We start from the raw sequence: 24163 nt of genomic DNA, 5'->3' as shown, positions 1-24163 counted from the left end.
ATGGTCGTGATTCGACTCTCTCGCGGTGGCTCCAAGAAGCGCCCTTTCTACAACATCGTCGTTGCTGAACAAAAGAACCGCCGTGACGGCCGCTTCCTGGAGCGCGTGGGTTTCTACAACCCCCTGGCTTCCGGCAACGCCGAAACCCTGCGTCTGTCGCTGGACCGTCTGAGCCACTGGGTCAGCAACGGTGCACAGCCTTCCGAAGCCGTGACCCGTCTGGTTCGCGATGCCAAGGCCAAGGCCGCTCCTGCAGCCTAAGCTGACGACTGCATGAACGATCGCGCCGAGACCTACGCCCCTGTTCTGGAAGACGGCATCGTCTGGCCAGCAGACGCGATAGAGGTCGGGCGCATCGTTGACGCCTGGGGTGTGAAAGGCGGGATCAAGGTCCAGCCTTTCTCTTCGGATCCCCAGGCGCTCTTCTGTACCAAGAAATGGTTTTTGCGCCCGGGCGATACGCCTTCGGGTGCTTTGCCGCGTCCATCCGCCGCCAAAGCTACCGCCGCTGCGCCGGTTGCCAAGCCTGCTGCCGCCCCCAAGGGTGTGGCGCGCCTGGCCAAGCCGCGCTTCCTGCAGGTGAAGCAGGCCCGTGATCAGGGTGACGTGGTCGTGGCCACAGCCGAAGGGCTGGAGGACCGCAATGCCGCCGAGGCACTCAAGGGTGCCCGCGTGTATGTGTCGCGCTCGGCCTTCCCGACGCCCGACGAAGACGAGTTCTACTGGGTCGATCTGATCGGCCTGGATGTGGTCAACAAAGAGGGTGAAGCCCTGGGCAAGGTGGTTGATCTGCTCGACACCGGTCCCAACAGCGTGCTGCGACTGGAAGGCGAAGCCGGCGAGGACGGCAAGCCCGTCGAGCGCCTGATCCCCTTCGTGTCGGCCTTCATTGTCAGTGTCAGCCTGGCTGATCGGCGCATCGTCGCCGATTGGGGCCTGGACTACTGATCCTCCACTTACCTTGAACGGGGGCCGAGATGGCCGTTCGCTTCGACGTCATCACCCTGTTTCCCGAACTGTTCGCCCCGTTCCAGAACGTGGGCGTGACGCGCCGTGCGTTCGAAACCGGTCAGGTTGACGTGCGCCTGTGGCCTTTGCGTGATCACGCCGAAGGCGTTTACCGCCGAGTAGATGATCGCCCCTTTGGTGGCGGCCCCGGTATGGTCATGTTGGTCGAACCGCTGGTGCGTTGCCTGTCGGCCATCCGTTCGGATCAGGCTGCGGCAGGTGCCGAGCGCCTGCCCGTGATCTTGTTCAGTCCGGCTGGCAAGCCTTTGACGCAGCAGCGCGTGCAGCAACTGGCGCAAGGGCCGGGCGCCGTGCTGCTGTGCGGTCGCTACGAAGGCATTGACCAACGTTTCATTGACGCCCATGTGGATGAAGAAATCTCCATGGGTGACTACGTGCTGTCCGGCGGCGAGTTGCCGGCGCTGACCTTGATCGATGCCGTGACCCGCCTGCAGCCTGGCGTGCTCCATGATGCGGCCTCGCACGAGCAAGACAGTTTTTCAGATGGCCTGCTGGACTGCCCGCATTACAGCCGCCCGGAGGTGCTGAGCCTGCCGGATCAAGTTGGTCTGGCAGGGGTTGAGGCCGCTGTACCGCCTGTGCTGATGTCGGGTCATCATGCCCACATTGCGCGCTGGCGCCGGGAGCAGCAACTGGCCATCACGGCCCGCCGCCGCCCCGAGTTGATCGAGGCGGCCAGGTCGCGCGGTGAATTGTCCAAACAAGACGAACACTTTTTGTCCCAACTCGCGCTATAATCTGCGGTTTTCCGATCCTCTACCCGGCCTCTACCCTATCTGGGGTGCCGTGCAGGCAGCTTCGGCAGCATGTGCAGCAACTAATTTCCGGCGCGGGCAAGATCATTTAGGAGCCTTTGATGTCCAACATCATTCAACAGCTCGAGCAAGAAGAAATTGCTCGTCTGAACAAGACCATTCCTTCTTTCGCCCCTGGCGACACCGTGATCGTGTCCGTCAACGTGGTGGAAGGTACCCGCAAGCGCGTCCAAGCCTACGAAGGTGTGGTGATCGCCAAGCGTAACCGCGGCCTGAACTCCAGCTTCATCGTGCGCAAGATCTCGAGCGGCGAAGGCGTGGAACGTACGTTCCAGCTGTACAGCCCCCTGATCGCTGGCATCGAAGTCAAGCGTCGTGGCGATGTGCGTCGCGCCAAGCTGTACTACCTGCGTCAGCGTTCCGGCAAGTCGGCACGTATCAAGGAAAAGCTGGCTGTATCGAACCGGGGCTGATAAGCCTCTTGCTTCGGCCCAAAGCCGCCTGTTGCGCAAGCACTGGCGGCTTTTGTTATGGTGTCGCCATGGCATTCACGATCGATCCCCGTGTGGCCGAGCTCCTGGGCCACGATGCCCATCTGCCGGCTGTTGACCCACAACGCTTCACGCGGGCCGCGCTGGCACAGCGTTTCCAGCAGCCGCCCATCTGGCATCCTGATGTCGAGGTCGAAAAGTGGTACCGCTCGCCCAACCCGGTGGCGGCATCCGTGCTGGTGCCGTTGGTCATGCGCGACGAGCCCAGCGTCTTGCTGACCCAGCGCACCCCGCACCTCAAGAAGCACGCTGGCCAGATCAGCTTTCCCGGCGGCCGCAGCGAACCGACCGACCCCGATGCCGTCTCTACCGCCTTGCGTGAAGCGCAGGAAGAAGTGGGGCTGGATCCTGCGCGTGTGGATGTGCTGGGCACGCTGCCCACCTACACCACCGGTACCGGCTTTGTCGTCACGCCTGTTGTGGGCCTGATCGCTCCGCAGTCCGGCGAAACAGACCGACTGATCCTGCAGGCCGATCCGAGCGAGGTGGATGAGATCTTCGAGGTGCCTTTGCGCTTCTTGATGGACCCACGCTATCACGAGCGCCGGGCCTTCGACGTGGCCGGTTCACGCCTGGAGTTCTTCTCCATGCCCTGGACCTCGCATGTCACCGACAAGGAGTACTTCATCTGGGGTGCCACCGCCGCGATGTTGCGAAATTTATACCGCTTCCTGTCTGCCTGACACTTGGCCGCCTTTCCTGCCCTTTGCGGGGCGGGGTGGGGGCTATGATCTGACCATGAGCTTTTTTGCCGTGCTCTTCGCCTTGCTGGCGGAGCAGCTCAAGCCCCTGTCGAATCTCAACCCCATCCATCATGGTCTGACTGGCTGGGTGCGCTGGGTCGGGCGCAATTTTGATGCCGGTGAGGACATGCACGCCCGTATCGTGTGGGCCGTGACTGTCGTGGCGCCCGCTGCCATGATCGCCGGTATCTATACGCTCACCAACCGTTACAGCACCGTGATGGCGCTGGGTCTGGATGTGGCCGTGCTGTATCTGACTTTGGGCTTCAGGCAATTCAGCCACCATTTCACCGATATCCGCGATGCGCTGGAAGCCGGGCGCGAAGACCGTGCCCGTGAGTTGCTGGCGCATTGGCAGAACCTGGACGCCAGCGAACTGCCGCGCACCGAGATCCTGCGCCATGTGCTGGAGTACTCACTGCTGGCGGCCCATCGCCATGTGTTTGGCGTGTTCTTCTGGTTTGTGGTGCTGTCTACTGTGGGCCTGGGGCCTGCTGGCGCCGTGCTGTACCGCATGGCCGAGTTCGCGAGCCGCTATTGGTCTTATCGCAGTCAAGTCACGGGGGTCTCCACCCATGATCGCCTGATGAGCCTGTCGCAGACCTTGTTCTCCCTGGTCGATCACGTGCCTGCTCGCCTCACGGCTTTTGGCTTTGCCGTGGTCGGTAATTTCGAAGATGCGGTGGATGCCTGGCGTCGCCATGCCGTGCTGTGGGTGCGTCCCAATGAGGGCACGATCCTGTCCGCAGCTTCGGGTGCGCTGGGTGTGCGCCTTGGTGGCCAGGTGGCGCCGGTGTCCGATGAAGGCAAGGACGTCAGTCGGACTTTGACGCAAGGCGATGCGCCCGATGTGATCGAGGCGCAAGGCAGCACCACGGGTGCCGCGCCCCAGATGGCCCACTTGCGCAGTGTGGTGGGCCTGATCTGGCGTTCAGTTGTGCTGTGGATGCTGCTGCTCGCCTTGCTGTCGCTGGCCAATCTCATCGGCTGAGCCTGAATCGCTTCAGCCCGTCTTGGCGATCGTGCCTTGGGCTATGGCGCACATCTTTTCCACGCCGTCTTCGCTCACGCAAAACACATCGCATCGGCAGGTGGCCGTTGACTTGCCTGCGTAGATCACGCTGGCCCGTGCAATCAGCTTGCTGCCCACGGCTGGCCGCAGATAGTTGATCTTGTACTCGGCAGTCAGCACGGCGGGGCCGAGTTTGGCGCCGCCTGCGAAGGTCAGGGCGTTGTCGGCCAGATAGCTCAACACGCCGCCATGGGCGAAGCCGTTTTGCTGCTTCAACTCGTTCCGCAATGGCAGGTGCAATTCAACCTGTTCGTCATTGAAGGCGGTCAGTTGCGTGCCCAGAAAAACGCTGAAGGCTTGCGAGGCCAGGATTTGCTGGCCCATGGCGAGCATGTCGATCATGGTCAGGCAGCCTTCACGTTCATGGTGATGCGGGCCGCAAAAACCTTCTTGCCTTCGGTGTCGAACACGTCCACTGGCACGACCTGGTCGCCAGCCTGGGTCCAGTCGATGCTGCTGCCATCGGCCACGGCGCGGATGTCGGTCTTGACCTTGGCGAGGTACTCCACGCTCATGCCCTTGGGGATCCAGCGGTAGCCCTCGGGGATGGACGCGTCGGTCATGGTGCCGGCAACCAGTTCGGCGGCGTTGCACAGCGCAATCGCGTGCATGGTGCCCAGGTGGTTCGTCACTTCACGGCGCAGGGGCACGGTGGCTTCGGCATAGCCTGGGCGCAGCGTGGTCATGCTGGGCTGGATGGTGCTGAAGTAGGGCGCGATCTGGCAGATCATGTTCGTGAACTGTTCGGCGCCAACGCTGTTGAACATATTGAGTACTTGGCTCATGGGGTCTCCTCGGTGTCCTCTTGCGGACTTGTTGCTGACAAACAGAATAGTATTCTGGAATAATATTCGGTGTCAAATACAAGTTCATGAAAACAAGCATGGCCCCCGTGAACAAGTCCGCTTCCGTCAGATCTGCGAACGCCGAGAACGTCTCTGCACCTGTTGGTGCCAAGGCCGTGCTGGAGCGAGCCTATCCTGGCGTACGAGCTCAGCTCAAGCGGCACATGCTGGCTGGTGCCCTGGCCTGCTTCAATGAAAGCGGCATAGAGGCCACCACCATCGAGATGATCCTGGCGCGTTGTGAAGCGAGCGTGGGCAACCTGTACCACCACTTCGGCAGCAAGGAAGGCCTGGTGGCGGCGCTGTTCTTCTGCGCCTTGCAGGACCAGGCCGATCTGATTGATGCCGAACTGGCCAAGGCTCAGACGATGCGCGACGGCGTGGCGGCGCTGGTCTACAGCTATGTGGACTGGATCACGGCGCAGCCTGAGTTGGCGCGCTTCATGTTTCAGGCGCGCTCGGCCGTATCAAAAGGCCCGCACGGCGCCGAGTTGCAGCAGCGCAATCGGCAGCGTGCGCGGTTGGTGATGGCGTGGTTTGGCGAGCCTGGGCGAGCCGGGCGCATCAAGGATTGGCCGATGGAGTTGCTGCCGTCCCTGATCATCGGGGCGGCCGAAAACTACAGCCGTGCGTGGCTGTCTGGCCGGGTGAAGGCTGCGCCAGCGCAGCAGCGCGAAAGGCTGGCGGAAGCCGCCTGGTTGAGCGTGGCAGATTCCGATTGAGCTTGCTGGGCCTGCTTGCTCAGGCCTGATGATGCATCAAGCCTGGTTGTCGGCCATGTCGTTGGCGGCGATGTAGCCGAAGGTCATGGCCGGGCCGATGGTGGAACCGGCGCCGGCATAGCTGTGGCCCATCACTGAGGCGCTCACATTGCCGGCCGCGTACAGGCCCTTGATCACGCTGCCATCGGCACGCAGTGCGCGAGCACGGGCGTCGGTGCGCAGGCCGCCCTTGGTGCCCAGGTCGCCCGGCTTGACCTTGAAGGCGTAGAAGGGCGCATAGCGCAGCGCGGCCAGGCAGGAGTTGGGGCGCACGGCAGGGTCGGTGTAGTAGTGGTCGTACACGCTGTCGCCACGGTGGAAGTCCTGGTCCTTGCCGGCATCGGCAAAGCCGTTGAAGCGCTGCACGGTGTTGCGCAGGGCTGCAGGTGGCACGCCCATCTTGGTGGCCAGGCCTTCCAACGTGAGGTCCTTGACGACCACGCCCGAATCGAACCAGGCTTTGGGCAGTGGCAGGAAGGGCAGGGTCTCCTTGAACAGGTAGCGGTTGCGGTAGCGTTGATCGACCACCAGCCAGGTGGTGATGTCCTTGCCTTCGGTGACCTGCTGGTACATGGTGTGAACGAAGTCGGTGTAGGGCACGGCTTCATTGAGGAAGCGCTTGCCTTGGCCGTTGACCATGATGCTGCCAGGCAGTGTGCGCTCGGCCAGCAGGAAGTAGGGGCCTTCAGGCAGCGGGATGATGGGGCCCCACCAGGCGTCGTCCATCAGGTCGAAACTGCCGCCCGCACGCTGGCCGGCTTGGTGGCCGTCGCCGGTATTGGTCTTGGTGCCCACGGTCCAGTCCGTGGTGATGGGATGCTGCTGGTAGGCCAGGCGCATCTCCAGGTTGTGCTCGAAACCGCCAGTGGCCATGACCACACCCAGGCGGGCCTTGACCAGCGTGGGCGTGCCTTCCTTGTTGACCAGGGCGCCCGTGACACGGCCACTACCGTCTTGCTGCAGATCGATCAAAGGCGAGTTGAGCCACACCGGCACATTGGCGTTGAGCAGGCCCGTGCGCAGGCCTGCAGCCAGCGCCTGGCCCATCGTCAAGGGCGCCTCACCTTTGAGCATGGCCTCGACATAACGCGCCACCGCATTGGCGGCCACGAGCGCGCCCTTGGCTGATACGGCAGCCAGATTGAGCCACTTGTACTCGCCACCAAAGATCACGACGCCGGGCGGCGTGGCGAGATAGGGTGGGTTCAGGTTGGCGAGCTCTTTGCCAAGCAGTTTGCCGTTGAACTGATCCGGCTCGATGGAGGCGCCATTGGGCATGCCGCCTGGCAGCTCGGGGTAGTAGTCCGAATAGCCTTCCATCCAGCGGAAACGCATGGGCGTGTTGCGCAGGATGAAGGAGATCATCTCAGGGCCATAGTGCAGGTAGGCAGCCTTGCGGTCAGCGGGCACGATGGGGCCGACAACGGCATCCAGGTAGGTGGCGGCTTTTTCGGGTGTGTCGATCACGCCAGCTTTTTGCAGCACTTCGTTGTTGCGGATCCAGATGCCGGCGCCCGAGCGGGCCGTGGAGCCACCGAATGTCGCGGCTTTCTCGATCACCACAGCGCGCAGTCCTCGCTTGGCGGCTGCCAGCGCTGCCGTCATGCCGGCAGCGCCTGAACCAATCACCACCACGTCGAATTCGATTTCTGCCGCGTAGGCCTTGGCCCCGATGCCACCGGCCACGGAAGAGGCCAGTGCGGCGGAGGCGGCACCCTGTAGGATCTGACGACGATTAGGCGTTGAGGACATCTGCGTACCTGCAAAATTCGGTTTGGTGATCGAAGCATTCTCGGGTCAAATACGGGGGCTTCGGATGACACTTGGACTGCGCCACACTCAAATTGGTGGCGGGTTAACCTGTGCTGAGGACCTTGGAGGCGCTATGGCGGACAAACTGGCGGCATTGCGACATATCGGTGTTCGTTATCCGGTCATGCAGGCGGGGATGCCGGGCATTGCTGGCCCCAAGCTGGCTGCAGCGGTCAGTCGCGCGGGCGGCATCGGGACGCTGGGCATCATGGATGTCTCAGAGTGGGGTATGGCCCTGGCGCTGACCCGCAGGTTGTGTGAAGGCCATCCCTTCAATGCCAACTTGCTGCTGCCATTCACGCGCCCTCGGCATGTGGATTTGCTCATCTCGCAAGAGGTGCCGATGGCCACCTTGTTCTGGGGCCGCGATCCCGCGCTGATTCGCCGGCTCAAGCAGGCCGGTATCTATACCTTTCAGCAGGTCGGCAGCGTGGAAGAAGCGCGCATGGCGCTTCAGGATGATGTGGATGCACTGATCGTGCAGGGCCGCGAAGCCGGTGGGCATGTACGCGGAACCAGCCTGCTCAAAGCGATCTTGTCGCCCATCGTTGATCTGGCTGGGCCTGTACCCGTGTTTGCTGCTGGCGGGATGTACACCGCTGAAGATGCACTGTCGGCGCGACATCAGGGTGCGGTGGGCGTTTCAACGGGTACCCGCTTTGTGGCCACGCATGAAAGCCAGGCGCACGATCTCTACAAGAAGGCGCTGGTCAAGGCCGAGCACACGGTGCTGACCAATCTGTTTGGCATGAACTGGGATGCACCGCATCGCGTGCTGGACAACGAGGCCACGCGGCGCTGGTGTGATTCGCAGGGGCAGGTGCCGGCCTGGATGCGCCTGATCTACAAGCTGACGGGGTTGACGCGGCGCTTCACGCCTATGAAGGCCGAACTGGTGCAATGGCAGCGGCCTCATCTGCCGCTGTTCTCGGCTGCAGCGATGGAAGCCTCCATGGCGCCGCACATGCGTGACAGCACGGCCTTGTATGCGGGCGACGAGGTGGCGCGCATCCGCTCGGTGATGTGGGCGGCCGATGTGGTGAACGATCTGGCCTCGGCTTTCGTGCCCATCAGCGCGACACAGCCCAACCGTCAGGATCTTGTGGCCTGATCTGCTTGTTGAGGCCGGTAGGGCGGCTTCAGAGCGCGCGCGCTTTGGTCAACCAGTCGGCCAGCGCGGCCACCATGTCGGCCTGGCTGAACGAGCAGCTTTCTTCGGTGAACAGCGCAGCGCTTTCCAGCTGATTGAGCACGCGCTCCAGCACGTCCAGATAGCGCTCGGGCAGGGCGGGTTCATGCTCCTGTGTCGCATCTCGCCAGGCGTGGGCCAGATCCTGCACGCTCAGGTGGCCTTGGAGGAATGCTTCCAGCGTGGGGGGCAGGGTGGAGAGTTGGTCGTTCATGCGGCTTACCAGCGTGGCTGGCTCAGTTCTTCATACAAGGCGGTGTATAGGCTCAGGCGAATCGGGCTGACTTCACCTCGTTCCACGGCGGCCTGCACGGCGCAGCCCGGCTCCTGCCGATGCGTGCAATTGTGGAAGCGGCAGTCGTTCATGTGTTTGGCGATGTCTGGCATCCAGCGCGCCAGTTCTGTCGGCGGGATGTGGTGCATGCCGAACTCCTGAAAGCCTGGCGAGTCGATGACGGCGCTGGTACGGCTTTCGTCCAGCCAGTACCAGAGGCTGGATGTCGTGGTGTGCTTGCCCGAGTTCAGGGCTTGCGAGATCTCTTGCGTTTCGGCGCGTGCGTTGGGCAGCAGCGTGTTGATCAGCGTGCTCTTGCCCGCGCCGGACGGGCCCAGCACCAGCGTGGCCTTGCCATCCAGCAAGGGGCCGACCTGTTCGCGTGCCGCTTCCGTTTCCTGCTTCAAGGACAGCTCGACCACGCGGTAGCCCATGGCGCGATAAGGCGCGAGGCGCTCTTTCGCGGCTGGCGCGCCGGGCAGGTCGATCTTGTTGAGCACGATGGTGGCCGGGATGCCGGCCGACTCTGCGGCGATCAAGGCCCGTGTGAGCTGTGATTCGCTGAAGACGGGCTCCACGGCGATCCACATCAGCAGTTGATCCAGGTTGGCGGCAAACGATTTGCTGCGCCATTCGTCCTGGCGGTAGAGCAGGCTCTTGCGCTCTTCCACGGCCACGATCACGCCTTCATCGCCACCGTCCAGCGTGTGTTGCCACAGCACGCGGTCACCCACAACGGCCTCACTCTTCTTGCCGCGTGGGTGGCAGATCAGGCGTTCGCCTTCTTCATCTTCCACCACAACGTGCCGGCCATGCGTGGCCACGACCAGGCCCTTGCTGCACTGGCTGGTGTCGGCTGTCTTGCCTGGGCGACCATGGCGACCTTGCGGCGCCCCTCTGCCGTGGCGCTTCATGCCGACAGCGCATCCACGCGGGCCGCGCAGATGAAGTCGTTGATTGACAGCCCGCCCACGGAATGCGTGGACCAGCGGATGGTGCAGTTCTTGTAGCTCACGGCCAGATCGGGGTGATGGTCTTGTTCATGGGCGATCCAGGCGATCGCATTGACGAAGGCCATGGTGCGGTGGAAATCGGCGAAGGTGAAGGTTTGGCACAGCACGCCGCCAGGGGCACTGTTATCGACGTGCCAGCCGGGGCTCAACTGGCTCATCAGGATCTGTTGCTCGGACGCGCTCAAAGCCGCGCCGCTTTGGTGGGCGCAGCGTTGCTGGTTCAGCGGCAAGGCGTGTGGTGTCGGCATGATGATCAAGCCATCTCAGCTGGCGGCCATCGCGGCCAGGCGCTCGGACGCAGGTGGATGCGAGTAGTAGAAGCGCACGTACATCGGATCAGGCGTCAGGGTGGACGAGTTGTCTTTGTACAGCTTGATCAGGGCCATGGCCAGATCCTTGCCGCTGGCTTGCTGGCAAGCATAGGCGTCGGCCTGGTATTCGTCGCGGCGAGAGAAGTACGAGAAGATGGGCGACACGAAGAACATGAACGATGGCAAGGCCAGCATGAACAGCAAGATGGCCAGCGCATCATTGGGCTCTCTGCCCAGATTGGGCGACACGCCCAGGCCCTGGTAGAAGCCCAACTGGCGCGACAGCCAGCCCAGCAAGGCAAAGCCCAGCAGGCTCATCACGAACATCATGATCATGCGCTTGAGCACGTGCTTGTGCTTGAAGTGACCCAACTCGTGCGCCAGCACGGCTTCGACTTCGCCATGAGACAACTTGCTCAGCAGGGTGTCGAAGAACACCACGCGCTTGGATGAACCCAGGCCGGTGAAATAGGCGTTGGCGTGCGCAGAGCGGCGGCTGCCGTCCATCACGAAGAAGCCCTTGGCCTTGAAGCCGCAACGCGCCATCAGGTCGGTCACGCGCTTGGCGAGGTGGTCGTCCTGCAAGGGCTCGAACTTGTTGAACAGCGGGGCGATGAAGATCGGGAAGATCACCATCAGCAGCAGGCTGAAGGCCACCCAGGCGCCCCAGGCCCACAACCACCAGGCCTGACCGGCGGCACCCATCAGCCACAGGATCAGGGCGGCAATGGGTGTGCCAATCAGCAGGCCGATGAACACTTGCTTGAACTGGTCGCCAATCCACATGCCCCAGGTCATGCGGTTGAAGCCGTGGCGTTGTTCGATGCGGAAGGTGTTCCAGGCATCCATGGGCCATTCGATGATGGCACCGATGGCGGTGAAGGCACCCAGCAAGGCCAGTTGGTAAGCCAGCCCACCCCAGCGCGGGAAAACGGCATCACGCACGACGTGGTTGAGCCAGTCCAGACCACCCAGCAGCGTCCAGCCGAGCAGCACGGCCGTGCTGATGGCGGTGTTCAACAGCCCGAAGCGCAGCTTGTCCAGGGTGTAGTCGGCTGCACGCTGATGGCTGAGCAGCGTCACCTCGTCGCGGAAGGCGTCGGGCACGGCGGTGCGATGTTGGGCGACAAAACGGGCCTGGCGGGTATCCAGCCATAGCTTGGTCAACAGGGATGCGGTCACGAAGACCACGAAAAGCAGGGTCAGATCACTGGGTTGCATGGGCGTCAGTGTACGTTTGCCGCACAATTGCCTGCTCGGACCTGGGTGCATGGGCTGGCAAAACCGAAGTTTTTTGCTTCATGCCAGCTTTTTGCCTGGCCGCGATTTTCGTATGACAAGAATGGGGCGAAGGCCCCCAAGGACCTAGATAGATGAGCGACGCGCCGATCCCTGCCGCCGACAACGCCCCTGCTGTGCTGAAGAAGAGCGATCAGAACCTGATCTGGATCGATCTGGAAATGACCGGCCTGAAGCCCGACAGCGATCGCATCATCGAGATCGCCGTGGTGGTGACGGACCCCGAACTGTCCGTTCGCGTGGAGGGCCCCGTGTTCGCCATCCACCAGTCGGACGCCATGCTCAATGGCATGGACGCCTGGAACAAGGGCACGCATGGCAAGAGCGGCCTGATCGACCGCGTCAAGGCTTCAACTGTGGATGAGGACGAGGCGGCCAAGGCCGTGATCGCGTTCCTGAAACCGTACATCGGCAACAACAAATCGCCCATGTGCGGCAACTCGATCTGCCAGGATCGCCGTTTTCTGGCGCGCTACATGCCCACGCTGGAGGCCTACTTCCACTACCGCAATCTGGATGTGAGCACGCTCAAGGAGCTGGCCAAGCGCTGGCGGCCCGGCCTGGCAGAAGGGTTCAAGAAGGCGCAGAAGCACACGGCGTTGGCTGATATCCACGAATCCATCGACGAGCTCGCTTATTACCGCGAGCACTTCATCGTCAAATGACCACGATCACGCGATTCGATCAGCCTGTCACACCCGGCAGCATCGACCATCCCAGGCCGGATCGCCTGGAGCAAGGCAACCCGCGCCGCGAGACCTGGACGCTGTACGAATCGGCCGATGGCCTGATGAGCAGTGGCATCTGGGCTTGCGAGGTAGGGCGTTGGCGCATCGCCTTTCCCGCCAGCAAGGAAGAGTATTTCTTCGTGCTGGAAGGGCATGTGCGCTTGCATGACACGCAGGGCGGCTACGTGGATGTACCGGCTGGCCAGGGCGCGGTGATTCCTGCCGGATTTGAAGGTGCGTTCGAGGTGATCGGCCCGGTGCGCAAGCACTTTGTGGTGGTGGACCGGGCTGCTTGAGCATCAAGGTGTGGCTGGCTTGGCGCAAGTGGCGGCCGCAGTGTCAGAGCAGCTTGCGGCGACCTTTTCCGGGGCCGCCTCTGATGCCGGCGCTGACGCTGATGCCACGACCTGTGCAGGCGGTTTGATGACGCATCCTTGAGATGCGGCCACACCTTTGAGGAAGGCGCGCCGGATGGAGCCTGCCGTGATGGCCGCTGCCATCCTTCTGGAGTGCCGTTCCGCACCACTCAATTTCCGAACCCAGCTGCGGAAGGGAACCAGCCCTTCAGCCGTGCGTTGAATGGCACCTACGGCTGTGTTTTCGGCGGCGTCGGTGCCGCGGTCCAGCAAGGAGGGCTCATCGGATTCGGGGGCGTCCAGATCGGCGCCAAGCACATCGTCCAGTTGGTGAATCTCGGTCGTGACCAGCGCGCAATTGGCGTCGGCTGGCTTGAGATAGGGCTCCTTGGCCGCATTCTGGAGAACCTCCGGAATCTCGTCTCTGACCAGGTTGAGATCGTTGAGCGGCGTCGCTGCGGCCGTGGTCATGCGCGATTGCGTTTTGGCCATGCCCTTGGACGTGCCCTTGGACGCACAAGCCGACAGCAGGACCACCAGGACCAGCGTGCCGATGCGGATTGCGTTCATGTGAGCACCTGTTGAAGTTGTTGAGATCACTTTAGCTCTGTAGATCATCTCTGGGGGCAGATGTTCCCGGTGTCAAGACGATCCCCGAGTGGAAATCGATCCCGGCGGTAGTCCATCACGAATATAGCGGGGATACAGCCGAGCCTGCCGTCTTGCATCATGGATGCAGGTGGTGGTCGCGCCAATGCTGGACCCCTTCAGCGAGCCAATCGCTCAAGTTGCCGGCCTGTGCCGTCAGGCCCAACGCTGCGCCAGCTGATTGCAGCGCGGCCAGAGGGGCGCTCAGATCCAGCGCCTGGGCGCCGTTCTGCTTGGAGAGCTTCTCGCCGTTGTCGCCCAGAACCAATGGCGTGTGCAGGTAACGCGTGACAGGCAGCCCCAGCCAGCGTTGCAGCAGGATCTGCCGTGGCGTGTTGTCGCACAGGTCTTCGCCCCGGACGATGTCCGTAACACCTTGAGCGGCATCGTCCACCACGACGGCGAGCTGGTAGGCCCACAAACCATCTGCTCGCTTGATGACGAAGTCGCCAACGGCGCTGGCCAGGTGCTGTTGCTGTTCGCCCAGTGCCCGGTCATGCCACACGAGCAGGTCATCCGGTGCATCTGGCACTTGCAGGCGCCAGGCGCGGGCAGGCTTGCCTTGCAGGCCGCCACGCTGAGGGCGACAGGTGCCCGGATAGACCAGATCGCCGTGGCGTTGTTTGCTCCGCCCCGTCCGGGTATTGGCCAGGGTGATGTCTGCCCGGGTGCAGCCACAGGGGTAAGCATGTCCGGCCGAGATCAGTTGATCCAGTGCTTGTTGATAGACCGTACCGCGTTGACTTTGGTAGATGGGTGCTTCGTCGGGCAGCAGGCCGCATTGCGCCAATTGAGACAGGATGACCTGATCGGCACCCCCAATGCAGCGAGGGATGTCCACGTCTTCGATGCGCACCAGCCATGTGCCTCCATGGGCACGCGCATCCAGCCAACTGGCCAGCGCGGCCACGAGCGATCCAGCGTGCAAGGGGCCCGTGGGCGAGGGCGCAAATCGACCGACGTAGCCGCTCACAGAATCAGCCCTTCATGCAGATCCAGCAGTGCGCAGCGTGTGGCCGGGCTCGCCAGTTGATGCAGCCACCAGGTGAGCGCCATGCCTGGCTGCGCGCCGGTCTGGCGCCAGGCGTAATGTGTGCGCACCACGCGCGGTGGGGTGTCCACTTCCTTTTTGATCAGCCGGCCTGCCGCGACGTGTGGGCGCACCATGGGTTCCGGCAAGAAGCCGCAGCCCAGGCCTCGCAACTGGGCTTCTAGTTTGGCTGCCATCGAGGGCAGGGTGAGTACGTCCTGCCCGGGCAGGATGCCGACCGTCATGGGTGCCAGATCCCGTGCTGTGTCGGCCACGGCAATGATGCGGTGCTGGGCCAAGGTGGCCGAGGACAGGGGTTCCGGCGCTTGCGCCAGCGCGTGATGTGGCGCGACGGTCAGCACGAAATGATGCTCGCCGATGGCTTCGCAGCGGATGTCCTGGCCAGATGCCCGGTCTGCAGCTACGCCAATGGCCAGGTCGGCTTGTCCTGAGGCCAGCGCCTCCCAGGTGCCGGTCATCACTTCGCTGCGCATGCGCAGGCGCGTGGGCGGTTTGAGCGCGTAGAACGCCTCCATCAGATCGAACACGGCGTGCGGCGCAATGGCTTTGTCCACGGCCACAGTCAGCTCCGCTTCCCAGCCGGAGGCCACACGCTGCACGCGGTTGGCCACGGCGTTCATCTGTTGCAGCAGCAACTGGCCTTCGCGCAGCAGTTCTTCGCCGGCGGCCGTCATCCTGGCCTGGCGGCTGCGGCGATCGAACAGCAGCACGTCCAGGGCGTCTTCCAACTGGCGCACCGAGTAGGTCAGGGCGGAGGGCACCTTGCCCAGCTCGCGGGCCGCTGCCGCAAAGCTGCCCGTGCGCGCGATGGCCACGACCATTTCCAGGGCTTCGGGCGAGAGGGCGTGGGCGCGGTCTGGCATGAGGCTGCTGCCGGAAACCCGGCGACTGTTCAAATTACTTGAATGATGCCATCAGTGTGGCGCAGCGGCAAAACACGGCGTGCGGCCTACAGTGAACCCCAAGGCAAGACACGGCCTTGCCCCATCAACGCAAAAGGAAAGGAGCCCACCATGCTCACACTGCGCCGATCCGATGAACGAGGTTATGCCGACCACGGCTGGCTGCAAAGCTTCCACAGCTTCTCTTTTGCCGAATATGACGACCCTGCCCACATGGGTTTCGGCCCGCTGCGCGTGATCAACGATGACGTGATCGCCCCGGGGCGCGGTTTTGGCATGCACGGCCACCGCGACATGGAAATCGTGACCTATGTGCTCGAAGGCGATCTGGCTCATAAGGACAGCCTGGGCAATGGCGCCAGCATCCTGCCGGGTGACGTGCAACGCATGAGCGCCGGCAAGGGCATCCTGCACAGCGAGTTCAACCACGATCTGTACAAGCAGACCCATCTGCTGCAGATCTGGATCGAACCCAATGAGCGCGGCCTGCGCCCAGGCTACGAGCAGAAGAACTTCAGCGCCGAAGACAAGCGCGGGCGCCTGCGTCTGGTGGCCTCACCGGACGGGCGTGACGGCTCGGTCACCATCCATGCGGATGCGACCTTGTCTGTGGGCTTGTTCGATGGCGCTGAGACGGCCGAGTTGAGCCTGAACCCGGCTCGCAAGGGCTATGTGCACGTGGCGCGCGGCCAGGTGGTGGTCAATGGCCAGGCCTTGGGCACAGGTGATGCGCTCAAGCTGGAAGGCGAGTCCGCCTTGAAGATCGAGCAAGGCCAGCAGGCCGAAGTTCTGTTCTTCGACCTGGCTGCCTGAGGACCGGACGATCATGCTGATCGCCTTGCTGTCAGCTCTGTTGCGCTTCCAGCGTGTAGGCAGCGTGGTCGTCCTGGCCGATGGTCTCCACCAGCCAGGGCAGCGCCTCGGCCAGTTGGTCGTACAGCGTCCAGGGCGGGTTGATGATGAACATGCCGGAGCCGAACAGGCCCTTGCCGCCAGGCTCGGCTGCCTTGACGCGCAGCGTGGCGTGCACCCAGTCCACCTTGGGCAACTCGGCTGCCAGGCGTTTGAGCTGGCCAGGCAACTGCTGCGATTCGCGGCGCGCCACCTCGGGGTACCAGATCGCGTAGGTGCCGGTCGGGAATTTCTTGGCCGCGTCCGCGACAGTCTGCACCACGCGACGGTAGTCTTCCTTCAACTCGTAGGGTGGGTCGATGTGGACCAGGCCGCGGCGAGGAGGCGGCGGCAGGCAACCCTTGAGGTTGGTGAAGCCATCGGCGCACTGGATGCTGACACCGCGTTTGACGGATGCGAAGTGCCCTTCCAGCAGCTTGATTTCCGTGGGATGCAATTCGAACAGGCGCAGGTGGTCACCCTCACGCAGCATTTGCGCCGCGATCTGGGGGGAGCCGGGGTACCAGCGCAGCGTATCGCCGTCGTTGACCACCCCGATCTGCTTGATCAGATCCCTGACCGCCTCGGGAATGGATTTGTCCTTGCGATATTCCCAAAGCACCGTGATGCCGTCTTCGGCCTCGCCGCTTTTGGTCGCGTAGTTGCTGGTCAGGTCGTACAAGCCGCCGCCAGCATGGGTGTCCACCACCCAGAAAGGTTTGTCTTTCTTGAGCATGTGCTCAAGCAATTGCACCAAAACCATGTGCTTGAGCACATCGGCATGGTTGCCCGCGTGGAAGCCGTGTCTGTAACTGAACATGTGCCAAGGGTAGCGGTTTTATGCCGCTTTGCCTCACGGCTCGTGTGACTTTTTTGTTTGCCCCACAGTGGGTCGTTCAACTTCCAACCAAGAAGGAAATGCCATGAGCAAGAAGATCGTGATCGTTTATTTCAGCGGCTACGGCCACACCAAACGCATGGCCGAGGCCGTGGCGCAAGGCGCGGGCGGCCAATTGCTGGCCGTCGATGGCGAGGGCAATCTGCCCGAAGGTGGCTGGGAGCAACTCGCTGCCGCCGACGCGATCATCATGGGGGCCCCCACCTACATGGGCAGCGTGCCCTGGCAGTTCAAGAAGTTCATCGATGCTTCGTCCAAGCCCTGGTACAGCCAGGCCTGGAAGAACAAGATCGCCGCTGGTTTCACCAATTCGGCTTCAATGAACGGGGACAAACTGTCCACCCTGCATTACCTGTTCACCCTGGCCATGCAGCACAGCATGATCTGGGTGGGCACAGGCCTGATGCCCAGCAACAGCAAGGCAGCCACGCGCAATGACGTGAACTACGTGGCCTCGTTCAGCGGTGCCATGGCCTCAACGCCGTCTGATGCCAGCGTGGACGAAATGCTGCCTGGCGATCTGGAAACCGCACGTCAGTTCGGCGCTCGCGTCGCGGACGTGGCTGGCAAGTTCTCGGTCTGAAGCGGATCCCTCCGCCTTACGGGGGGATAGCCTGAAGCAAGCTGACGCAGTCGATGTCCAGCCCAATGGGCGTGAGGGCCAGCAGGGTGGACATCGCCGATTGCGCGGTGCATTTGCGCCAGAGTCTCAGGTGTTCACGCCAGTGCCTTATCTGGGACTTGAGCGCACGCAGATCTCGATCGAGCCGAGGCAGCACGCCATCACGCTGGAATACGTGGGTGTGCTGTGGTTCCTTGTGCGTCGATAGCGAATCCTTGTAGCGGTAGTTGCCGGCAGCAAAGTCGTAGAAGTGATGCCCTGCCTGGGTGTTGTGCTCAACGGCCAGGCTGTGGCAGACGAGGCCTGGTCGATCATGCTTGGGCAACACACCATAGCGCAGGCCGGATTGGTAATAGACCACATGCCCGCGGTGCACCAGGTTGTACAGGTAACCCACATCCTGTCCGCCTGCCGAGATGCGCAGCACCTGAACCTCGCCACGCGCGAAACCGTGCTCGATCACCTGATCGTGGAATTGACGGGCAATCGGTGAAAAGGAAAAACCTGAACGCTCACCACGTCCCAGCCAGGTCTGGCCATGTAGCTTGCGCAACTCCGCCATGAAAGCGTGTGCTTGTTCGGGCGTGCGTGCCTCTTCCACGACCAACTCGCCCAGTTCTTTGTAAGCGGCCATGCTGCGCCTGATCTGGCTGCGCGTATTGCCACTGAGCAGCGAGAGATAGCCCTTCGCACTGGTTCGCACCTGATCAAGGTTGACCATGTAGGACGTGAAGCCAGTTGAACGCACGATGGCATTTTTGCCCGCTTGCCAGGCAGGCTTCTGGGTAGTTTGGCGCGCCAGCATGTCCAGTTGCCGGGATGCCAGCTTGATCTCGATGCGGCCAACGCTGGTTTGATGCAGCAGGTGGTCCAGCATCGCGTGCTTGACTTTGATGTCGTGTCCCCGCTCGACCAGAAAGCCGTTGTACTCAATCGTCAGTTCATCAACGGCTTCCAGACCAGTTGCGTGCAGGTACCAGCACGGAACGGGGATGATTTGCAGCAGTTTGGCCTTGCCTTTGATGACAAGACCCATGCCAACAGTTCGTCCGGCATGGTGCGCCACCAGCAACTGGGGCGCCAGATTGGCGGGCAGCACCTGAAGCCAGCAGCCTATCCAGGACCAGCTTGTGTAGAACGATGCATTCGCGCGCGCTTCCAGATCGCGCCAGCGTGCCTCCAGCACGCCGCGGGGAGGCAGCGTTTCCAGTGTCACGGTGATCTGCATGCTTGTCTTTGGTTCCTTGTTGCCTGCCTGGGGTAGTCGCTTGATGACAAGCGTGCCGGACAGGGGATAACTTAGTCGGCCATCTTACATTTGTACACATACATTGGGGGCCGCGCATCTGGGGGTATTTCATCAGCCGGGATGGGCGTGTGGCTACTGGCGTTTACGGCAAGATGTCACGCTTCGACAGAAGGAATCTCATGACAGCAAGTCATACATCTCGTCCCATCAGGTTGTTGGCCATTTCCGGCAGTGCCCGTCAGGGTTCGCTCAATCGTCAACTGGTCAGTCTGGCTGCACGCAAGGCGCAAGCAGCGGGTGCGCAAGTGACGCACGTGGATTTGCGTGAACTGGCCATGCCGATCTATGACGATGACTGGGCGGCCGCGAACGGCAAGCCCGCCGGCGCGATCAAGCTGCGCGATCTGTTTGCCAGCCACGATGGCTTGCTGATTGCCTGTCCGGAATACAACGCCTTGCCAACGCCCTTGCTGGTCAACAGCTTCGACTGGCTCTCGACGGTGCCCGCGCAAGGCGATCTGCCTGCCGGTTCGGGCGCTACAGCTGGCAAACCTGTAGGCTTGCTGGCCGCGTCTCCCGGCGCCCTGGGCGGCATCCGGGCTTTGCCCATCGTGCGCACTTACCTCAGCACCAACTTTGCGATGGTGGTTGTGCCCGAGCAGATGGCTTTGCCTTTGGCTGATCAGCAACTGGATGCTTCATCCAGCGAGGTGGTGCTCAAGAAGCCCGAGCTGGATCACCTGTTGGACAAGGTCGTTGCCTCGGTGATGCGTCAGGCCGCCTGGCGTCTGGCTGCTGCTTGAGCCTGCGGGTGCGGATGCCACCTGGCCATCAGTTGGTGGAGGCCAGGAAGTCCAGGAAGACCTTCAGCGTGGCCTGGGGGTTTTCTTCCTGTGGCAGGTGCCCCAGACCTGGGAAGGTCACAAGCTTGCAACGCGGGATGTCGCGGCAAAACAGGTTGCCTTGATCCGGCGAAATCATCTCGTCCTTCTCGCCCCACATCACCAGCGTGGGCTGCTGCACGCGGTGGATCAGTGCGGAGTTGCCACCGAATTGAGCCTGGTCCATGCGCTGAAACAAGGCGCGGCGATTGCCGACGCGCAGGTTCAACTCGAAGTAGCGATCGACCTTGTCCTTGGTGGCCTTGGCTGGATCCCCAAACACACTGCGCACACTGGATGCCACCAGTGAGCGCGGCAGGATGCGCTCGGCCACCCAGCGCAGGCCGCGCATGCTGGCAATCTGAAAGGCAATCGGCATGGACAGCACGGAAGGCTGATAACCATCGGAGTCGATCAGCACCAACTTGCGCACGCGTTCAGGTGCCAGTACGGCAGTTTGCCAGGCCACTTCGCCACCCAGTGCGTTACCCACCAGAACCACGCGGCGCAGGCCCAGTGTGTCAAGCAGACGCAGCACAAAGCGCGTGTAGGCGTCGATGCGGTAATCGCCCTGGGGGCTGGGCCCGGTCAGGCCAAAGCCGGGCAGATCCACGCTGATGATGCGATGCTTGCCTTGCAAGGCCGTTTGCCAGCCCTCATAGGTATGCAGGCTGGACGACATGCCGTGCAGCAGCACGATGGGATAGGGGTCATCGCGCGGGCCGGTGTCCCGCATGTGCACCTGCATGCCGTCGAGTTCGACAAAACTGGAGGGCTCGGGCGCCCAGCGCGCCACGAGGTCACCCAGTTGCCGATCAGTTTCCCAGGTTGCCCAGACGGACACCGCCAGGCCAATCCCCAGGAGAACGGCACTCCACCAAAGTCGTTTCAGCCACTTCATGCGCGCATCATGCCGCGCTTCTGGCGCCCTGGCTCGACTTCTTGTTCATCTTGCGCAACTGACGCATCACCAGCACCTGGTAGGCCGAGCCACAAATGCGGATGACCTTGTCCAGCATCTTGGCGTCGTTGCCCACCAGCACGCGGCGTTCGTTCTTCTCGACGGCGGTCAGGATCTGTAATGCAGCCGATTCGGCCGTGGTCACGTTGATGAGCTTGTTGGCACGGCGCTTTTGCTGCTCTTCGGTGGTGCCGGTGAGCTTTTCCATGATCGGATCGACCTTGCCGGCCATCGCGATGTTGGTAGCGATGCCGCCCGGGTGCACGCAGGTGGCGCTCACGGGGGTGCCTTCCATTTCCAGTTCCATGCGCAGGGCTTCGGTGTAGCCGCGCACCGCGAACTTGCTGGCGTTGTAGGTGCCTTGGGTGGGCACGGCCATCAGGCCGAACAGGCTGGATGTGTTGATGATGTGGCCGTCACCGGATGCCTTCAGGTGGGGCAGGAAGGCTTGCGTGCCATAGACCACGCCCCAGAAGTTGATGCCCATGATCCATTCGAAATCGCTGATCTTGACGTGTTCCAGCGTGGTGGTCAGGGCCACACCGGCGTTGTTGAAGATCAGGTTGACCTTGCCGTGGTCGCGTACCACTTGCTCGGCCCAGTCGTACACCGCTTCGCGCTTGGCCACGTCCAGCTTCTGGATGGTGACGCGCACGCCGTGCTTGCCGGCCAGCTCGGCGGTCTTGACCAGTTCGGTTTCGTTTACATCGCTGAGCGCGAGGTTACAACCGCGGCGCGCCAGTTCCAATGCGAGTGTGCGGCCCATGCCGGATGCGGCGCCCGTGATGGCGGCGACCTTGTTCTTGAATGACTTCATGTGGATGCTCCTCAGCGGGTGACGCGGGCGATGTAGGCGCCGCATTCTTTCAGGGTCTGGCGTGCTTCAGGCAGCATCACCATCGTGGGCCACACATGGGGCATCTTGGCCTTGAGGTGCAGCTCGCTCTTGACGCCCTGTTGCTGGGCGCGTTCGTGCAGACGGGTGGAGTCGGCCAGCAGGATCTCGTGCTTGCTGGCGTGGATCATCAAAGGCGGCAGGCCCTTGAGATCGGCGAACAGCGGCGAGGCCAGCGGCGTGTTGGCGGGCTTGCCGTTGAGGTACAGCGCAGCGGCTTCCGGCAGGGAGTCGGGGTTGAACATCACGTCCGCATCGGCCAGGGACTTCATGGTCTCGCCTGAGCACGTCAAGTCGCTCCAGGGCGAGAACAGCACGGCGCCTGCAGGCAGAGGCAGGCCTTGATCGCGCGACGCCACCAGGCAAGCCAGGGCCAGGCCACCACCGGCCGAGTCGCCTGCAAAGACGACGGATTTCGGATCGATGCCCTTGTTGAGCAGTTCTTTCCACCAGGCTACAGCGTCGTCCACAGCAGCAGGGAAGACGTTCTCAGGCGCCATGCGGTAATCCACCGACAGCACCTGGGCTTCGGCCGTGCGGGCCAGGTAGGCGCAGGTCGGGCGGTGTGTTTCCAGACCGCAGAAGAAGTAGCCGCCACCGTGGAAGTACAGCACCGTGCGTTTGGGCGCAGCCACGCTCAACCATTCAGCCGAGCACAGCGAGTTGGCGGGCTGAGCGGCCACCGGCGTGTGCTTGATGCTCTTGGGCGGCGGCGGGTTGCGCTTGGCCACCTTGTTGACCATGTGGCGCGCCTTCTGCACATTCAAGGGGCCGCGACCGGCGCGTTTGAACTGATGGCGCAGAACCATGTTGGCAATGATGGATTGAATGCTCATGCTCGCTCGGTGTTGTAGGGGGAGAGGTTGAAACGGCGGGTCTTCAGGCGGTAGGCGAATGTAAACCCTGGCCACAGCGTTGTGTTGCGGCCCTTGTCATCGAGGTACCAGCTCTTGCAGCCGGAGTTCCACACGGTTTTCTTGAGATCGGCTTGCACGTCGTCTACAAAGCGCTGCTGAGCTTGCGGCTTGACCTCCAGCGCCTTGATGCGGCGCTCTTTCATCGTCTTGATCGCTTCGACGATGTAGTGCGCCTGCGACTCGATCATGAAGACCATGGAGTTGTGGCCCAGGCCGGTGTTGGGGCCCATCAGCATGAAGAAGTTGGGGAAGCCCGCCACCGACATGCCCATATAGGCCTCGGCGCCTTGCTTCCACACCTCGGCCAGATCAGCGCCACCCTTGCCGAACACGGCCTTGGGTGGGATCGGATCCTGCACCTTGAAGCCCGTGCCGAAGATGATGGCGTCCACCTGGTGTTCCTGGCCATCCTTGGTGCGCACACCGCGGGCCGTGATCTCCTGGATACCGTCTGTCACCACGTCGACATTGGTACGCGCCAGGGCCGGGTAGTAGTTGTTGGAGATCAGCAGGCGCTTGCAGCCGGGCGTGTAGTCCGGTGTGAGCTTGGCGCGCAGGGCAGGGTCCTTCACGGCCTGAGCGATCTTGTGCTTGCCGACCTTGGCCACGAGGTTCATCCACTCGGGCTTGAACTTGAAGGCCAGGAAGCGGGCCTCCAGCGTCCAGTACAGCTTGGTGCGGGCGATCTTCTGGCGCCATGGGTTGGCGGCGAAGTCGGCCTTTTCCTCGGGCTTGATCGGGCGGTCCATCTTGGGCACGACCCAGGGCGGCGTGCGCTGGAAGTAGGTCAGGTGATCGACCAGCGGTGCAATGGCCGGCACGAACTGGATGGCGCTGGCGCCGCTGCCGATCACGGCCACGCGCTTGCCCGTCAGGTCGTAATCGTGGCGCCAGGTCGCGGAGTGGAAGGTGGTGCCTTCGAAGGTGTCCATGCCCTTGATGTCGGGGATGGATGGGTTGCTCAGGCCACCCATGCCGGAGACCAGCACATCGGCTTCGAACACGCGGCCATCTTCGGCCTTGACGATCCAGACCTTGCGGGCCTCGTCGTAGCGCGACGAGGTGATGTTGGCGTGGAAGCGGATGTGGCGCAGCAGGTCGTACTTGGTGGCGACGTGCTTCAGGTAGGCGTAGATCTCGGGCTGGGGCGCATACATGCGCGACCAGTTCGGGTTGGGCTCGAACGAGAAGGAGTACAGGTGCGACTCCACATCGCAGGCGCAGCCGGGGTAGGTGTTGTCACGCCAGGTGCCGCCCACGTCGCCGGCGCGTTCCAGCAACACAAAGTCGTCCTCACCGTTTTCACGGAGTTTCACGCCCATGCACAGGCCCGAGAATCCGGTCCCGACGACGATGACGCGGTGGCGCTCGATGCCCGTGCCAGCGTTCTGGCTGGCCGCGGCTGCTTGCTTGAATTCGTGTGGCTTCATGGCGCTGATCTATGTGAAAACACCTTGATTTGTGACAAGGATTCTTGTCAGAATATCTTTGACAATGATCCATGTCAATA

Annotated in this window: 29 protein-coding genes; 13 read left to right on the top strand and 16 right to left on the bottom strand. The window is 62.5% G+C overall.

Annotated elements, in window-relative coordinates:
- The 6 genes from rpsP to EPO09_RS14395 all read left to right on the top strand — a co-directional run bounded on the left by rpsP (nucleotide 1) and on the right by EPO09_RS14395 (nucleotide 4069).
- The gene (gene rpsP, locus EPO09_RS14420) at nucleotides 1-261 is read left to right on the top strand and encodes a 30S ribosomal protein S16 (RefSeq protein WP_290644018.1); all 261 of its coding nucleotides are present in this window, start codon (nucleotides 1-3) and stop codon (nucleotides 259-261) included.
- Between the two features lie 12 nt (nucleotides 262-273).
- Nucleotides 274-948, top strand: a complete 675-nt coding sequence (gene rimM, locus EPO09_RS14415) for a ribosome maturation factor RimM (protein ID WP_290644017.1) — start codon at nucleotides 274-276, stop codon at nucleotides 946-948.
- Nucleotides 949-977: 29 nt separating this feature from the next.
- Complete coding sequence (gene trmD / locus EPO09_RS14410) at nucleotides 978-1766, top strand: tRNA (guanosine(37)-N1)-methyltransferase TrmD (protein WP_290644016.1); 789 nt, start codon at nucleotides 978-980, stop codon at nucleotides 1764-1766.
- Nucleotides 1767-1885: 119 nt separating this feature from the next.
- A complete protein-coding gene (rplS, locus tag EPO09_RS14405; RefSeq protein ID WP_290644015.1) occupies nucleotides 1886-2257 on the top strand; it encodes a 50S ribosomal protein L19 in 372 nt (123 codons plus the stop codon).
- Between the two features lie 68 nt (nucleotides 2258-2325).
- Entirely contained in the window at nucleotides 2326-3018 is a 693-nt protein-coding gene (locus EPO09_RS14400; RefSeq protein ID WP_290644014.1) for a CoA pyrophosphatase, read from the top strand.
- A 55-nt stretch (nucleotides 3019-3073) separates the two neighbouring features.
- Nucleotides 3074-4069 (top strand): CobD/CbiB family protein, encoded by a 996-nt coding sequence (locus tag EPO09_RS14395; RefSeq protein ID WP_290644013.1) that lies wholly within the window; start codon nucleotides 3074-3076, stop codon nucleotides 4067-4069.
- A 12-nt stretch (nucleotides 4070-4081) separates the two neighbouring features.
- Here EPO09_RS14395 and EPO09_RS14390 read toward each other — a convergent pair whose 3' ends face one another.
- Nucleotides 4082-4492: a PaaI family thioesterase gene (locus EPO09_RS14390; protein ID WP_290644012.1), complete on the bottom strand. Its 411-nt coding sequence runs from the start codon at nucleotides 4490-4492 to the stop codon at nucleotides 4082-4084.
- Nucleotides 4493-4494: 2 nt separating this feature from the next.
- Entirely contained in the window at nucleotides 4495-4935 is a 441-nt protein-coding gene (locus EPO09_RS14385; RefSeq protein WP_290644011.1) for a hotdog fold domain-containing protein, read from the bottom strand.
- A 176-nt stretch (nucleotides 4936-5111) separates the two neighbouring features.
- Between EPO09_RS14385 and EPO09_RS14380 the strand changes: the two genes are divergently transcribed.
- Nucleotides 5112-5717 (top strand): TetR/AcrR family transcriptional regulator, encoded by a 606-nt coding sequence (locus EPO09_RS14380; protein ID WP_367200074.1) that lies wholly within the window; start codon nucleotides 5112-5114, stop codon nucleotides 5715-5717.
- Nucleotides 5718-5753: 36 nt separating this feature from the next.
- Here the strand turns inward: EPO09_RS14380 and kstD are convergent, their stop codons facing one another.
- Entirely contained in the window at nucleotides 5754-7508 is a 1755-nt protein-coding gene (gene kstD / locus EPO09_RS14375; protein ID WP_290644009.1) for a 3-oxosteroid 1-dehydrogenase, read from the bottom strand.
- A 133-nt stretch (nucleotides 7509-7641) separates the two neighbouring features.
- On the opposite strand from kstD, the gene EPO09_RS14370 reads away from it, so the two are divergent.
- Nucleotides 7642-8679 carry a nitronate monooxygenase family protein gene (locus EPO09_RS14370; protein WP_290644008.1) on the top strand — a complete coding sequence of 346 codons (1038 nt, stop codon included), beginning with the start codon at nucleotides 7642-7644 and terminating at the stop codon, nucleotides 8677-8679.
- Nucleotides 8680-8707: 28 nt separating this feature from the next.
- On the opposite strand, the gene EPO09_RS14365 is transcribed toward EPO09_RS14370, so the two are convergent.
- Genes EPO09_RS14365 through EPO09_RS14350 form a run of 4 tightly spaced genes read right to left on the bottom strand, consistent with a single transcriptional unit; the run spans nucleotide 8708 to nucleotide 11576 of the window.
- A complete protein-coding gene (locus EPO09_RS14365; protein WP_290644007.1) occupies nucleotides 8708-8971 on the bottom strand; it encodes a hypothetical protein in 264 nt (87 codons plus the stop codon).
- A 5-nt stretch (nucleotides 8972-8976) separates the two neighbouring features.
- Nucleotides 8977-9945, bottom strand: coding sequence for a ribosome small subunit-dependent GTPase A (gene rsgA / locus EPO09_RS14360; protein ID WP_290644006.1), 969 nt, complete (start codon nucleotides 9943-9945; stop codon nucleotides 8977-8979).
- Nucleotides 9942-10292, bottom strand: a complete 351-nt coding sequence (locus EPO09_RS14355; RefSeq protein WP_290644005.1) for a 4a-hydroxytetrahydrobiopterin dehydratase — start codon at nucleotides 10290-10292, stop codon at nucleotides 9942-9944. The genes rsgA and EPO09_RS14355 overlap by 4 nt, the downstream gene beginning before the upstream one ends.
- A gap of 15 nt (nucleotides 10293-10307) precedes the next feature.
- Nucleotides 10308-11576, bottom strand: a complete 1269-nt coding sequence (locus EPO09_RS14350; protein WP_290644004.1) for a M48 family metallopeptidase — start codon at nucleotides 11574-11576, stop codon at nucleotides 10308-10310.
- Between the two features lie 152 nt (nucleotides 11577-11728).
- Between EPO09_RS14350 and orn the strand changes: the two genes are divergently transcribed.
- Together orn and EPO09_RS14340 are read left to right on the top strand one after the other, a co-directional pair.
- Nucleotides 11729-12319: an oligoribonuclease gene (gene orn, locus EPO09_RS14345; RefSeq protein WP_290644003.1), complete on the top strand. Its 591-nt coding sequence runs from the start codon at nucleotides 11729-11731 to the stop codon at nucleotides 12317-12319.
- On the top strand, nucleotides 12316-12678 hold the full coding sequence (locus EPO09_RS14340) for a cupin domain-containing protein (RefSeq protein WP_290644002.1): 363 nt from the start codon (nucleotides 12316-12318) through the stop codon (nucleotides 12676-12678). Before orn ends, EPO09_RS14340 begins: the two co-directional genes overlap by 4 nt.
- Before the next feature lie 3 nt (nucleotides 12679-12681).
- On the opposite strand, the gene EPO09_RS14335 is transcribed toward EPO09_RS14340, so the two are convergent.
- The 3 genes from EPO09_RS14335 to EPO09_RS14325 all read right to left on the bottom strand — a co-directional run bounded on the left by EPO09_RS14335 (nucleotide 12682) and on the right by EPO09_RS14325 (nucleotide 15300).
- On the bottom strand, nucleotides 12682-13308 hold the full coding sequence (locus EPO09_RS14335) for a hypothetical protein (protein WP_290644001.1): 627 nt from the start codon (nucleotides 13306-13308) through the stop codon (nucleotides 12682-12684).
- Between the two features lie 157 nt (nucleotides 13309-13465).
- Nucleotides 13466-14359: a tRNA glutamyl-Q(34) synthetase GluQRS gene (gene gluQRS, locus EPO09_RS14330; RefSeq protein WP_290644000.1), complete on the bottom strand. Its 894-nt coding sequence runs from the start codon at nucleotides 14357-14359 to the stop codon at nucleotides 13466-13468.
- Nucleotides 14356-15300: a LysR substrate-binding domain-containing protein gene (locus tag EPO09_RS14325; protein ID WP_290643999.1), complete on the bottom strand. Its 945-nt coding sequence runs from the start codon at nucleotides 15298-15300 to the stop codon at nucleotides 14356-14358. The genes gluQRS and EPO09_RS14325 overlap by 4 nt, the downstream gene beginning before the upstream one ends.
- A gap of 150 nt (nucleotides 15301-15450) precedes the next feature.
- Here EPO09_RS14325 and EPO09_RS14320 point away from each other — a divergent pair, with 150 nt between their 5' ends.
- Complete coding sequence (locus EPO09_RS14320; RefSeq protein ID WP_290643998.1) at nucleotides 15451-16152, top strand: pirin family protein; 702 nt, start codon at nucleotides 15451-15453, stop codon at nucleotides 16150-16152.
- Between the two features lie 31 nt (nucleotides 16153-16183).
- On the opposite strand, the gene EPO09_RS14315 is transcribed toward EPO09_RS14320, so the two are convergent.
- On the bottom strand, nucleotides 16184-17050 hold the full coding sequence (locus tag EPO09_RS14315; protein WP_290643997.1) for a 23S rRNA (adenine(2030)-N(6))-methyltransferase RlmJ: 867 nt from the start codon (nucleotides 17048-17050) through the stop codon (nucleotides 16184-16186).
- Nucleotides 17051-17153: 103 nt separating this feature from the next.
- Between EPO09_RS14315 and EPO09_RS14310 the strand changes: the two genes are divergently transcribed.
- Nucleotides 17154-17711, top strand: coding sequence for a flavodoxin family protein (locus EPO09_RS14310; protein ID WP_290643996.1), 558 nt, complete (start codon nucleotides 17154-17156; stop codon nucleotides 17709-17711).
- 16 nt (nucleotides 17712-17727) lie between these two features.
- On the opposite strand, the gene EPO09_RS14305 is transcribed toward EPO09_RS14310, so the two are convergent.
- Nucleotides 17728-18978 (bottom strand): GNAT family N-acetyltransferase, encoded by a 1251-nt coding sequence (locus EPO09_RS14305; protein ID WP_290643995.1) that lies wholly within the window; start codon nucleotides 18976-18978, stop codon nucleotides 17728-17730.
- Between the two features lie 200 nt (nucleotides 18979-19178).
- Here EPO09_RS14305 and EPO09_RS14300 point away from each other — a divergent pair, with 200 nt between their 5' ends.
- A complete protein-coding gene (locus EPO09_RS14300; protein ID WP_290643994.1) occupies nucleotides 19179-19802 on the top strand; it encodes an NADPH-dependent FMN reductase in 624 nt (207 codons plus the stop codon).
- 28 nt (nucleotides 19803-19830) lie between these two features.
- Here EPO09_RS14300 and EPO09_RS14295 read toward each other — a convergent pair whose 3' ends face one another.
- From EPO09_RS14295 to EPO09_RS14280, 4 genes are read right to left on the bottom strand one after another with little or no spacing between them, the layout of a single operon-like run.
- Nucleotides 19831-20781, bottom strand: coding sequence for an alpha/beta hydrolase (locus EPO09_RS14295; protein ID WP_290643993.1), 951 nt, complete (start codon nucleotides 20779-20781; stop codon nucleotides 19831-19833).
- Nucleotides 20782-20788: 7 nt separating this feature from the next.
- Nucleotides 20789-21658, bottom strand: a complete 870-nt coding sequence (locus EPO09_RS14290; RefSeq protein ID WP_290643992.1) for an SDR family oxidoreductase — start codon at nucleotides 21656-21658, stop codon at nucleotides 20789-20791.
- Between the two features lie 11 nt (nucleotides 21659-21669).
- Nucleotides 21670-22572 carry an alpha/beta hydrolase gene (locus EPO09_RS14285; protein ID WP_290643991.1) on the bottom strand — a complete coding sequence of 301 codons (903 nt, stop codon included), beginning with the start codon at nucleotides 22570-22572 and terminating at the stop codon, nucleotides 21670-21672.
- Nucleotides 22569-24083 carry an NAD(P)/FAD-dependent oxidoreductase gene (locus EPO09_RS14280; RefSeq protein ID WP_290643990.1) on the bottom strand — a complete coding sequence of 505 codons (1515 nt, stop codon included), beginning with the start codon at nucleotides 24081-24083 and terminating at the stop codon, nucleotides 22569-22571. The genes EPO09_RS14285 and EPO09_RS14280 overlap by 4 nt, the downstream gene beginning before the upstream one ends.
- Between the last annotated feature and the right edge of the window lie 80 nt (nucleotides 24084-24163).

The organism is Aquabacterium sp., from assembly GCF_004297345.1.
Lineage (GTDB): Bacteria > Pseudomonadota > Gammaproteobacteria > Burkholderiales > Burkholderiaceae_C > Aquabacterium.
The sequence above is the reverse complement of the archived record's forward strand: the minus strand, read 5'-3'. Positions and strand labels throughout refer to the sequence as shown.

What these genes read in the sequence shown, in the direction of transcription:
- rpsP (WP_290644018.1), top strand. Translation starts at nt 1, where the DNA reads ATGGTCGTGATTCGACTCTCTCGCGGTGGCTCCAAGAAGCGCCCTTTC.
- rimM (WP_290644017.1), top strand. Translation starts at nt 274, where the DNA reads ATGAACGATCGCGCCGAGACCTACGCCCCTGTTCTGGAAGACGGCATC.
- trmD (WP_290644016.1), top strand. Translation starts at nt 978, where the DNA reads ATGGCCGTTCGCTTCGACGTCATCACCCTGTTTCCCGAACTGTTCGCC.
- rplS (WP_290644015.1), top strand. Translation starts at nt 1,886, where the DNA reads ATGTCCAACATCATTCAACAGCTCGAGCAAGAAGAAATTGCTCGTCTG.
- EPO09_RS14400 (WP_290644014.1), top strand. Translation starts at nt 2,326, where the DNA reads ATGGCATTCACGATCGATCCCCGTGTGGCCGAGCTCCTGGGCCACGAT.
- EPO09_RS14395 (WP_290644013.1), top strand. Translation starts at nt 3,074, where the DNA reads ATGAGCTTTTTTGCCGTGCTCTTCGCCTTGCTGGCGGAGCAGCTCAAG.
- EPO09_RS14390 (WP_290644012.1), bottom strand. Translation starts at nt 4,492, where the DNA reads ATGATCGACATGCTCGCCATGGGCCAGCAAATCCTGGCCTCGCAAGCC.
- EPO09_RS14385 (WP_290644011.1), bottom strand. Translation starts at nt 4,935, where the DNA reads ATGAGCCAAGTACTCAATATGTTCAACAGCGTTGGCGCCGAACAGTTC.
- kstD (WP_290644009.1), bottom strand. Translation starts at nt 7,508, where the DNA reads ATGTCCTCAACGCCTAATCGTCGTCAGATCCTACAGGGTGCCGCCTCC.
- EPO09_RS14370 (WP_290644008.1), top strand. Translation starts at nt 7,642, where the DNA reads ATGGCGGACAAACTGGCGGCATTGCGACATATCGGTGTTCGTTATCCG.
- EPO09_RS14365 (WP_290644007.1), bottom strand. Translation starts at nt 8,971, where the DNA reads ATGAACGACCAACTCTCCACCCTGCCCCCCACGCTGGAAGCATTCCTC.
- rsgA (WP_290644006.1), bottom strand. Translation starts at nt 9,945, where the DNA reads ATGAAGCGCCACGGCAGAGGGGCGCCGCAAGGTCGCCATGGTCGCCCA.
- EPO09_RS14355 (WP_290644005.1), bottom strand. Translation starts at nt 10,292, where the DNA reads ATGCCGACACCACACGCCTTGCCGCTGAACCAGCAACGCTGCGCCCAC.
- EPO09_RS14350 (WP_290644004.1), bottom strand. Translation starts at nt 11,576, where the DNA reads ATGCAACCCAGTGATCTGACCCTGCTTTTCGTGGTCTTCGTGACCGCA.
- orn (WP_290644003.1), top strand. Translation starts at nt 11,729, where the DNA reads ATGAGCGACGCGCCGATCCCTGCCGCCGACAACGCCCCTGCTGTGCTG.
- EPO09_RS14340 (WP_290644002.1), top strand. Translation starts at nt 12,316, where the DNA reads ATGACCACGATCACGCGATTCGATCAGCCTGTCACACCCGGCAGCATC.
- EPO09_RS14335 (WP_290644001.1), bottom strand. Translation starts at nt 13,308, where the DNA reads ATGAACGCAATCCGCATCGGCACGCTGGTCCTGGTGGTCCTGCTGTCG.
- EPO09_RS14325 (WP_290643999.1), bottom strand. Translation starts at nt 15,300, where the DNA reads ATGCCAGACCGCGCCCACGCCCTCTCGCCCGAAGCCCTGGAAATGGTC.
- EPO09_RS14320 (WP_290643998.1), top strand. Translation starts at nt 15,451, where the DNA reads ATGCTCACACTGCGCCGATCCGATGAACGAGGTTATGCCGACCACGGC.
- EPO09_RS14315 (WP_290643997.1), bottom strand. Translation starts at nt 17,050, where the DNA reads ATGTTCAGTTACAGACACGGCTTCCACGCGGGCAACCATGCCGATGTG.
- EPO09_RS14310 (WP_290643996.1), top strand. Translation starts at nt 17,154, where the DNA reads ATGAGCAAGAAGATCGTGATCGTTTATTTCAGCGGCTACGGCCACACC.
- EPO09_RS14305 (WP_290643995.1), bottom strand. Translation starts at nt 18,978, where the DNA reads ATGCAGATCACCGTGACACTGGAAACGCTGCCTCCCCGCGGCGTGCTG.
- EPO09_RS14300 (WP_290643994.1), top strand. Translation starts at nt 19,179, where the DNA reads ATGACAGCAAGTCATACATCTCGTCCCATCAGGTTGTTGGCCATTTCC.
- EPO09_RS14295 (WP_290643993.1), bottom strand. Translation starts at nt 20,781, where the DNA reads ATGAAGTGGCTGAAACGACTTTGGTGGAGTGCCGTTCTCCTGGGGATT.
- EPO09_RS14290 (WP_290643992.1), bottom strand. Translation starts at nt 21,658, where the DNA reads ATGAAGTCATTCAAGAACAAGGTCGCCGCCATCACGGGCGCCGCATCC.
- EPO09_RS14285 (WP_290643991.1), bottom strand. Translation starts at nt 22,572, where the DNA reads ATGAGCATTCAATCCATCATTGCCAACATGGTTCTGCGCCATCAGTTC.
- EPO09_RS14280 (WP_290643990.1), bottom strand. Translation starts at nt 24,083, where the DNA reads ATGAAGCCACACGAATTCAAGCAAGCAGCCGCGGCCAGCCAGAACGCT.